Annotated in this window: 8 protein-coding genes; 7 read left to right on the top strand and 1 reads right to left on the bottom strand. The window is 48.2% G+C overall.

Features of this window, described 5'->3' with window-relative positions; translation table 11 throughout:
* The 5 genes from S1OALGB6SA_RS10715 to rsmG all read left to right on the top strand — a co-directional run.
* Positions 1-189, top strand: a 189-nt coding sequence (locus S1OALGB6SA_RS10715) for a hypothetical protein (RefSeq protein ID WP_230204530.1), incomplete at its 5' end; no start/stop codon positions are given.
* A gap of 1,942 nt (positions 190-2,131) precedes the next feature.
* A complete protein-coding gene (pepT, locus tag S1OALGB6SA_RS09365) occupies positions 2,132-3,370 on the top strand; it encodes a peptidase T (protein WP_230204529.1) in 1,239 nt (412 codons plus the stop codon).
* Between the two features lie 59 nt (positions 3,371-3,429).
* A complete protein-coding gene (locus S1OALGB6SA_RS09360; RefSeq protein WP_124033305.1) occupies positions 3,430-4,872 on the top strand; it encodes a hypothetical protein in 1,443 nt (480 codons plus the stop codon).
* Positions 4,869-6,218 carry a tRNA uridine-5-carboxymethylaminomethyl(34) synthesis GTPase MnmE gene (gene mnmE / locus S1OALGB6SA_RS09355; RefSeq protein ID WP_230204528.1) on the top strand — a complete coding sequence of 450 codons (1,350 nt, stop codon included), beginning with the start codon at positions 4,869-4,871 and terminating at the stop codon, positions 6,216-6,218. Before S1OALGB6SA_RS09360 ends, mnmE begins: the two co-directional genes overlap by 4 nt.
* A 7-nt stretch (positions 6,219-6,225) precedes the next feature.
* Positions 6,226-6,861: a 16S rRNA (guanine(527)-N(7))-methyltransferase RsmG gene (rsmG, locus tag S1OALGB6SA_RS09350; RefSeq protein ID WP_124033304.1), complete on the top strand. Its 636-nt coding sequence runs from the start codon at positions 6,226-6,228 to the stop codon at positions 6,859-6,861.
* Here the strand turns inward: rsmG and S1OALGB6SA_RS09345 are convergent.
* Positions 6,856-8,211, bottom strand: coding sequence for a tetratricopeptide repeat protein (locus S1OALGB6SA_RS09345; protein WP_124033303.1), 1,356 nt, complete (start codon positions 8,209-8,211; stop codon positions 6,856-6,858). The two genes, rsmG and S1OALGB6SA_RS09345, sit on opposite strands and share 6 nt — an antisense overlap.
* A gap of 84 nt (positions 8,212-8,295) precedes the next feature.
* Between S1OALGB6SA_RS09345 and S1OALGB6SA_RS09340 the strand changes: the two genes are divergently transcribed.
* Both S1OALGB6SA_RS09340 and S1OALGB6SA_RS09335 read left to right on the top strand, forming a co-directional pair.
* The gene (locus tag S1OALGB6SA_RS09340; RefSeq protein ID WP_124033302.1) at positions 8,296-8,820 is read left to right on the top strand and encodes a hypothetical protein; all 525 of its coding nucleotides are present in this window, start codon (positions 8,296-8,298) and stop codon (positions 8,818-8,820) included.
* The coding region (locus S1OALGB6SA_RS09335; RefSeq protein WP_148084070.1) for a hypothetical protein at positions 8,817-9,825 on the top strand (1,009 nt) is incomplete at its 3' end. The genes S1OALGB6SA_RS09340 and S1OALGB6SA_RS09335, both read left to right, overlap by 4 nt.

The raw sequence follows: 9,825 nt of genomic DNA, 5'->3' as shown, positions 1-9,825 counted from the left end.
AATCGGTCTATCCATATCTTCCGGAGGGCAAGTATTCCACATCATGAGACTCTGCTTTGGAGTTTTAACTCACCAACTCTTAAGGCATGGATGCTGATAAGGGATACAGTACTTGAGCGTGAGGAAGAGGGAATCATGAGATTTCTTAGCGCGAAATCAGGAAGGGCCGCAGAACTGGCCGTGCCTTAAGCCCCTGGCCCCGCGGTTAGACTGTGTGCAACCGCCTGGGAGTTATTCCCACCCCCCGGCTCTCAGCCAGGGAGCTTGCGGAGGCAGGGGACGAACCTGGCGAGGGGAGAATTGTGATGAGCATTAGCAAGAGGTTCTAACTTCTGCCTATCAAAGCGTCCTGTCCGCTGGCAGACGTAACCTGTCCGGGGCTTCTGCCAACCACCAGCTCCGCCTCATAGTTTTCTTTGAAGTGCATTCTCATCAACTTCGAAATCACTGAATCGAATTTGGTAGTAGATACTTAGTCAATGTAAATTTCAGTTTCAAAGCCATAGGCCTGAAATCGATGAGAAAACAACATGTAAGTGAGGTTTATAAGAAGAATCAATTTCCGGTTTAGCAAGTTTTGCATCATGTAGTTCTGAATTTTCACATGTAATCAATATCTTGAATTGTAATTAAATCTCACCTCCTGGAAGAATATGATTGTCTTTGGAATCATGCCAATGTGGTCCTCAAGGCTTTCCCCAATCACAACCTTCCCTAATCCCAGGTTCTAACGGTATTACCATTTTCATCTTTTCGAAAGAGATTGCCGTTGGGGGAAACGGTTATGTTTTTCTAAGACGGTTAGTAGACGTGAGGCAAATTACCCTGCTTCGCAAGGTTGATTCTGGTAAACGCTTCGCCGGCACAGGAAGGTTTTGTCCGTTTGCTGTTAACAGATGAGGATTCCGGCTTTGCAGGGAGTTGTTTCGCAGCGTGGAAAAGATGGCGGTTACTGATGCTCTGGGTGTCTATCAGGAGTCTCTTCAGCTTGAGATAGCCATCGATTTCGTCTACAGGATGTCGCCCTAACAAGGAGGAACCGGATGGAGCCGGGGAGTGGAATGAGATTCTCCCTCATTGTGAGTTAAGGTGATGAGGCTGACATCGGCCTCATAGAGGCCGCCGGCAGGTTCGTCTTCGCAAGAAGCTCCTGGTGAAACTGGCCTGGCCGCCGGCGTCGATATAGGAACATCTTCTTAACTCATGTGTAAGCAGGTTAACAACCAAGCTCTCGGCTGAGGGTAATCTTGCCTGCTTCGCCTTTCTCTGGTTGCACATGGCGATAGCTTTCATTGTGAGTCTTCTTCAATATCTGTCGCTCCGGCTTGAGAGGGTAACGGTGGAGACCGCTTTGTTCATTCTTATCTTAACTCTGCCAACCTGGCTCGCAAGTTCACAGCCAATAGAAATCGCTGGTTCTGATGGTTTCCATGGGAAGATTACTTAGGAACCCAAAATTCTATTTACTATCTTTGAGTATTCGGTTTAGAATGAGCATTGGAGTCTTTTACACTCCTCTTCTGTTTTTGAGCCCGTCCCATGGTTTTGGGGCGGGCTTTTTCAGAGCCGCTTAACGGTCAGGAAGTCTTTCTCGTCTTGCGAAAAACTCCTTTGCTTGTTGAAAGCAGAGTTTGAAAAAAAGGTGTGTCACAAGGCTCTTCAGGCCGTGCAGCGGTTATATCACGAAAGTATTTGGCATATCGCCGTGGAAAATAAATCAATCTCAACTTTTGCAAAAGTGTTAAATACTATCGAAAGCGCCCAGGGTTATCTCAATACGATATTGTGACAAGTATAAGTCGATGCATGATAAGATTGAGATAAGGAAAAATGCCCTTCCCAGGATAGACTGGAAAGGGATTGAACGCTGGAATCCGTTGGGGGAAACGGCTATTCTTTCCTTGAGGTAATTAGATATAACAAAAAGATGCGACGCAGATTAACCTGCTGCGCAAGGTTGATTCTGGTAAACGCTCCACCGGCACAGGAAGGCTTTGTTCGTTTGCCGTAAACCGGGAAGATTCTGGCGGAGTTGTTTCGCAGCGTGGAAAAGAGATGCTACGGAACGCAGTATACTGGGTGATTTGTCCGTTTGTGAATGTTTGGAAGAATAGCAATGAGTTTGTATGATTTGATTAAAAAAGAGTTTTCAGAGGAATTACTCGATAGATTTCTGCGTTATGTCGCTATTGATACCACGAGCGATCCGGCCATTTCGCAGGACAAAATTCCTTCAACAAAGGGGCAGTGGACCTTGCTTCGACTTCTCGAATCTGAGCTTCTGGAGATGGGTTTTAACGATGTGACTTTGGATTCTTCTGGTTATCTTATTGCAAGGATACCGGGGAATTCTGCGAACAGTGAAGGTGAAACCATCGGTTTCATGGCCCACGTGGATACTAATGATGATGTGCCGGGGGCGGATATTCGGCCACTGGTGCATAGGGCCTATGATGGAGGCGCGATTAACCTTGCGGACGGCATTGTTTTGAGCCCGGCTAATTCACCGTTGCTTGAGCACTACAAAGCCGAAACGATTATTACCAGCGATGGTAGAACTTTGCTTGGCGCTGATGATAAGGCTGGAGTTGCGGAGATTATGACTGCATTGTCTTGGATTCGCAGGAATAGTTCGTGGCCACATAGGCCTTTGGAGATTATTTTTACCCCGGATGAGGAAACAGGTAATGGGATGAGTTGTTTCCCTCGCGAGGAGCTTGAGTCTAGCTGTTGTTTCGTTGTGGATGGGGGCGAGGAAGGAGAAATGGGAATCGAGTGTTTTCATGCTTGGCTCGCTGAGATTTCCTTTAAGGGCGATTCGATTCATCCTGGTTCAGGGAGGGGCCGCTTGGTAAATGCGGTTTCGATGGCAGCAATGTTTATTAACATGCTGCCAGGGAATGAAAGTCCTGAGGCTACCGATGGCCGCTATGGCAATTACTGGGCTCATGATTTGCGGGGCAGAATTGATAGCGCTGAATTGATAATTAAGTATCGCAGTTTCGATTCAAAAGATATTGAACGGCGCTCAAATGCGCTTAGAGCCTTTGCCCAGGCCGTAGAGGCAGCATCTCCAGGTGGGAGGATTACAGTTAGATTGAAGGAGGAGTACAGAAATATGCGGGAAGTTTTCGATAGGAATCCGGATATTGTCGCACGGTTGCGCAAGGCTGTGCTTGAATCGGGAATTCAACCTGTTGAGAGATCTATCCGGGGCGGAACTGATGGCTCTATTCTTACTGCGATGGGCATTCCGACACCCAATATTTTTGCAGGAGGAATCAATTTCCACAGCCGCCAGGAGTGGGTTGCTTTGCCAGCGATGGTTCGAGCAACCACTGTCATTTTAAATCTTATGTATAATAAGTAGATGAAAAAATTTGCTGATGTTTGTTAGTGTAGATTGATGAGATGATGATGAATTCGTTTATGAATATGCGTTCGCTTGTATTTCTATCAATTCTTTTTTCTTTCTTCTCTTGCACGGTTGAGATTGATGTCGGGGTTGAAGCGCCCGAATGGATACTCGAGCCCCCCAAAGTCAGTGAAACCCATAGGACAATTCGTGGTCAGGCCGCGGCTGAGACTATTGCAGAGGCACAGTTAGCTGCATTTGATGATTTGAAATCGGCTCTTATCGAAATGATGGAATTGGGGTACGTGGAATATTGGAGCGATGAAGGCAAAAGAGCGTTTGAGATTTTGTTCGATGCAATACTCCACACAATCAAAAACGACAAGCCCAGTGATTTTGGTGTCGAACTTGGCGCCCAGGGAGCCTGGAAGAGTGGGGGAAATCAGATTCATTATGCTGTGGAGATAAACTGGGAGAGAAAAGCTTTTGAAGAGCAGGCGCTACAACTCTTTGAGCTGATAGGAGCGACAAATACTCAGATTCAGAGCTATGTTTCGCGTGCTCGAGCGGCAATAAGAGAGAATGAAACCTACGAGGCGGCGCTACTTTGGGCAACCGTGGCGGGTATTTCCAGGACTGTTGACATCGAGGCTGGATATAGTTTTGCACTTAAGGAAGTGGAGCGTTCCTTAGGCTCTCTTGAGATTAGCCTGGTTGAGGTTCCGGATAGGGTTTTTGTTGGGCTAAGACCGGCTCTGCCAGTGGTTTTTTTTGTTAGTTCTCACGGTAGACCTGTTGGCAATGCTGAATTCATTATTACTTATCCGAATAAGGCTCGCGATGGAAGCATATATATTGCAAAGGCCCTTGTGCTCTCGGACATGGAGGGATTGGTGAAATTTCGCCCTCCTGAGGTAGTGGTTTCAGGACCGCAGGAGCTCACCATCGCTCCCAGCGCAAGGCCATTTCTAGACCTTTTCGGTGAAGAGAGAGATGCTTCGATAGAGAATTTTGAAGCTAATCTGGAAAAACCGCGTGCCGTGGCCTCGTATGACGCCCAGGTGAGAATTCGATCCATTCCCATGGGAATTCTGATTGTTGAAACCGATTTGGTTGGCAATGTGCTGGGCGAGACTGATGCGGCCGAAGGGTTGTTTGGCGATTTGATTGCCGATGATTTCAATGTTTCCATTATAGAATTGAATCCGGTCGAAGTATTGCTCTTATCGGAACGCGCCCTGTTGCGAGATTTGAAGGCCGACATTCGATTTGGTGGTAAGTATGAGAGGGTTATTCACGGTAGAGTAAGCCTAGATAGCTTTGAGCAAGTCGGAGACGTCTATACAGTTAGGGTTTCCGGGATTCTAGCTATGTCGGATATCCAGAAACAGGTGACTCTCTTCAGTTCGGAAATTACGAAAACCAGCCAGGGAGCAGCTAGTCAGCAAGCCATTAGCGCAGCTTTTAGACAGTTTGGCCGTTCTTTTGCCGGGGAAATCATCAAATTGGCCCCATGATGGAGTATAATTCAGACGATCTCATCGCGGCCCTGGCGACGGTTAGAGGACGTTCAGCTATTGCTGTGATTCGCACTTCGGGCTTCGGCTGCGTAGATGCAATCGCCAAGATTTTTTCCCGGCCGAAGGTGCTCGTTAATAGTGAGGGTAATCGGGTTTGTCATGGTTGGTTGCTTAGGGATGACTCTGAGAAGATAGATGAAGTTCTGCTGACAGTTTTTCGTGGGCCGCTTAGTTATACGGGTGAGGATTCCGTGGAGATTTCCTGCCACGGAGGATTGGTGATAAGCGATGTCATTATGAATCTGTTGCGTTCGATAGGATTCAGGGATGCAGCCCCGGGCGAATTCAGCTTTCGGGCTTTTTTTAACGGGAAGATGGATTTAACGCAGGCGGAAGCTGTACGGGAAATAATCGAGGCACGAACTGACCGGGGGAGGGCCCTGGCGCTCTCCAGATTGGGGGGTTCGGTGCGATTGCTTATCAATGCTGTGCTCGATGGACTTAAGAAACAGGCCGCTATTGCATCCTTGGCACTTGATTATCCAGAAGATGAGGTTGAGCGGATTGATTTCGATTTGGATGAAATTCGTTTTTGCCGAGAGAGCCTGGAACGACTTGTGGGTACCTGGAGAACTGGCAGGCTTTATCAGGAAGGTATCAAGGTTACTCTGGCCGGGCCGGTGAACGCGGGTAAATCCTCGCTGTTCAATCTGTTCCTGCGCGAGGAACGATCCATTGTCACTGAAAAGCCCGGCACTACTCGAGACTGGGTTGAAGCCTGGGTGAATCACGATGGAATTCCAATGTTGCTTATTGACACCGCTGGTTTGAGAACTGATGTGACTGATGCGGTTGAGATGGAGGGGATACGGCGGACACGGGAACTTATTGCATCTTCGGATTTGGTTGTAGCGTTGGCGGATGGTGCGGCGGGGCACTCGAGGCTGAGAGAATTTGAGCAGCTGGGTTTAGAGGTGGAAGATGGGCGTCTGATTCGCGTTTGGAACAAAGTGGATTTGGCGCCTGATGCGCCTCCTGGATGGATTGGGGTTAGCGCCAAAACAGGCGTTGGCTTTTCGGATCTGATAACCGAGATATCCTTCAGAGCAGCCGGTGCTACCCCGGAGAGGAACGCTCCGGTAATCAATTCCGCGCGTCAACGAACCCTGCTGCTTCGGGCTATAAAAGCTCTGGATAATTTTCGGGTGGATATGGGTATCCCGATTGATCTTCTGGCTGAAGACCTTCACGAGGCTTTGGACGCACTTGGGGAATTGGTTGGCGCAGTGAAGCGGACAGATGTTCTGGATTTGGTTTTCTCGAATTTTTGTGTAGGGAAATAGAAGCTCAGTGTTCGAGGTATCAGGCAAACTGGAAAGCGGCTTGGAGCTTTTGGGAATTGAGTCAAGCGGGCGAAAAATTGATAGATTGAGACGGTTTGTGGCCGAGCTTGAGCTGTGGAATCCAAAGTATGGATTGCTCGCTGATATTGAGGATGTCATCCCCAGACATGTATTGGACAGCCTGGCTGCTTTGAAGCACATTGAGGAAATTGCGCCGGAGGCTTTGGCGGATATTGGTTCGGGAGCTGGATTTCCGGGAATCCCGCTGGCTATCTGCCTGGAGGATGTTGACTTTGCGCTGGTTGAGCGCTCTGGCAGGCGGGCGGATTTTTTGAGAGTCGCGACTCTTATTTTGGGACTGAAGAATGTCAGAGTTGTGGAAATGCCGGTGGAAAAATTTTCGGGGAAGCAGCAGTTTGCCGTTCTAACCTTACGCGGGTTCTCAACGATTGACTCCGAGCTGCTGAAAGTTTTGAGTGGACTTCTTGTACCGGGTGGGACAATTGTGGCTTATAAGGGCCGAGAGAGGTCTGTTAGAAAGGAACTTGGCGCAATCAAGGGATGTATCTCATGGCGCGAGTTTCGGCGGCTGGAGATTCCGGGTTTAAATGAACAGCGGCATCTGATGTTGATCCGACTATGAGTTTAGATTGATAGTTTCCAGGTATTCTGTCAGTTTCTGTTTGTCGATCAGCTTGATGGGCCGAATCTTAGCGAACTGTTTTGCCTCTTTTGAATAGATTCCGGGAGTAAAACAGAGACTGCGACCGGCTCTGGCATCCTGTGAACGAGCGTAGAGGTTTTGCAGGCATGACATTTCCACCTCTTCGCTTGTTTTCATATATCGGAATATGACAAGGTTCTCTCCATGAACGATTTTCACCGTGGCCAGGATATCGTTGTATCGGCTTTGATCAGTATTCACTTCGGCTATTGTGATTTCTGCGCCAGTGTAGGCGGCTCGTGTGAGCTTTCTGCAAAGGATGATGAATTTGTCTGGGGAGGCAGTCAGGTAAATTTGCAGGCTTTTGTTTGATTCCCGATAATGTTTCATGCGGCTGGCGATATCTCGATATTCAGGAGCGGTTTCACTTATTTCACTTAGCAGGGTGAGCGCGCGACTGAACTGGTGTGTTTGATTGAATATCTCAGCCAGTCGGTATTTTGTTTCAAGTACAATTTCCAATTGAGAATTTTTATGGTTTATACTCCCCTGGTAGTCTGCGATTGCGTCGTTCCAATTTCTTGACTTCTCATGGATTAGACCAGAGTATAGATATGAACTTGGTCCCCATTGGGGATCGGGTTTTAGATGATTGAATATATTGTGAGCCGCAGGGTAGTTAGATACTTCGTATAGAGACCGGGCCAAGGTAAAGAGGGTTTCTGCATCTTCGGGCGATGTTTCGGATGCAAGTTTCAAGTATTTGACACTCTCAGCGTATTTTTTTAACCGGAAAAATGCAAGTCCCAGATATTTCGCTGATTCACCATGGTGTGGATGGAGTTTAAGCGCTTGTTGCAAGTGTTTGATTGCATTATCGTATTCTTTTTTTGCGAATTCAAGTTTGCCAAGCCCCGCGCTTATCTCGAAGTTATTTGGGCTGTCGGCCTGGGCATTCATTAAGGCATCTTGCGCTTCCGATAGAAAATTGCCGTGTATCGCGCAGAGGCCATAACGTAGATTCAGTTCGGTTTCATTCAAATCTGGATTTGTACTCGCGTAGTTTAACAGGGTTTGGTAGATACGCATGGCTTTTGTGAAATTCCCTTCCTGATAGTGAAGTCTCGCTAGTGATTCGAGAGCTATGGAATCTTTCGGATTTGCCTTGAGTTTGCGGTTTGCCTCTTTTATGATGGAATTTCGTCGTTTGGCGGGTGGTTCAGACTTGGATGGTGTTTTTACCCTGTTGCTCCTTCGTAGAATAGAGTAGGCGCCTATTATTGCCGTAATCACCAATATTGAAATGGCAATTGCGGGAACTATTTGCATGCTTCAATTATGCTTGTGCTATTTACAAATTGTCAAGAAAACACAGGCTTGACGACATGAGGCGGCAAACCTAGGATTGTTTTTATGAGAGGGGATTCGGAAACTGGGTGTATTAGTATTCGTTTGGCCGATGGTGAGCATTATATTGTTTTCAGACGTGAAGATTGGGGTTCAAAACGGCTTCTGCTGACACCGGCTTCGGAAAACCAGGATAAGGCGGATATCGAATTCTACCATCATGCCCTGGGCGTTTCAAAGCCGATTCGTATCGGGATGATTGAGTTCGCAAAACTTCCCGCTGGAGAAGTTGAGCTTCTACTTGAAGCCGAGTTTACTTCTGAAGGTACTCTGTCGGTGGCGGTTCGGCATGAAGCGAGTGAGAGAGTGGAAAATTTGAAGATACAGGTTCCGGATTTTGGAGCGCAACGCTTCATGTCTGGAGGGGGTTTGCGACTCCGAGGTGGAATGCGGTGGTTTCTTGGAGGTTTGTATGTAGCACTTGGTCTGGCCATTGCACTCTGGCTGGTACAGCTGATAACCGATTGGGGCGAGTACGAATCACCACCGCCGCCGATTTCGAACGTCATGATTGATTTGGCAGTAGTTTGAGAATCCTTCGATATCTGTCCCTTTACGCAATTGTGTTTTTTGCCGGTTGTGCTCCCCTAACGTCGGCGGGGAAAGGAACTTCTGTTCCCGATTTGGAGCTTGATGAATTACTGCAAGCGGCGGCGGCGGGCTCGTCTTCCGAACTCTATCAGGTGGGTAAAGACGGGGGTGCGGGATCTTGGTTTGCGCTTGCGGCGGCGGCCGATTATTGGGGCTTCGACGAATTGTCGGATGAACTGCGAATGCACTCAGTTCGCAAGGATGTGGCCCCGTATGGAATTTTATCCCTGGAAGCCATGTTGATAGAGAATCCTGCTGCACTGGCGAAACCTTTGAGGTTATTGAAAAGAATTGAGAGAAAGCAGGATGTGGATCTTCGTCAGGCAAGAATTGCGGTACTGGCTGCGGAGGGTAAAAACTGGAAATTGGCTAAGGAAATGGATGGCCTCACGAAGGCAAGTTGGGAGGCGCCGGTACTGCTGGCGGCACTAAGTTTGGGGAAACTGGAGGAGATGGCGAAACTTGAGCGATTCATTGCGGAAAGTTCGGATCCAGGTGCTTTGGCGCCGCTGAGGCACGAACTAAGTTTAGACTCGCAATCCAGACGCTTGTTGGAGGCCAGATTGCACTTTTCGGAAGGAGAGATCGCATTGGCTTTGGATGCCTATCGGACTTGGCTGGAGAACGGCTCATCAGGGTCAATGGCTGTGAATTATTCGGCGGCGCCTCCGGTTTTCGCTGAGATTAGACGAGCAGCGAGAAAGCTTGACAGAGAGAAGGAGTGGGCAAATCGCCTTGATCAAGAGGCTTCGAAACTTGCAGGATTCGAATCTTATGCGGCAGCCTATCAGGCTGGCCTACTCCATTGGGGACTTCGAAAATTCGGAGCTGCATCAGCTTCTTTTTTCAAAGGAGCCTTGAGCGTCCCTGAGGGCCTGGATGTGGATCGCGCCCTGTGGTTCGGACTTCGAGCACTCCAATACGATTCGGATGCAACGAATGCTG

It is taken from the genome of Olavius algarvensis spirochete endosymbiont (assembly GCA_900608495.1).
In the GTDB taxonomy this organism is placed as follows: Bacteria; Spirochaetota; Spirochaetia; order DSM-2461; family DSM-2461; genus UBA2779.
The sequence above is the reverse complement of the archived record's forward strand: the minus strand, read 5'-3'. Positions and strand labels throughout refer to the sequence as shown.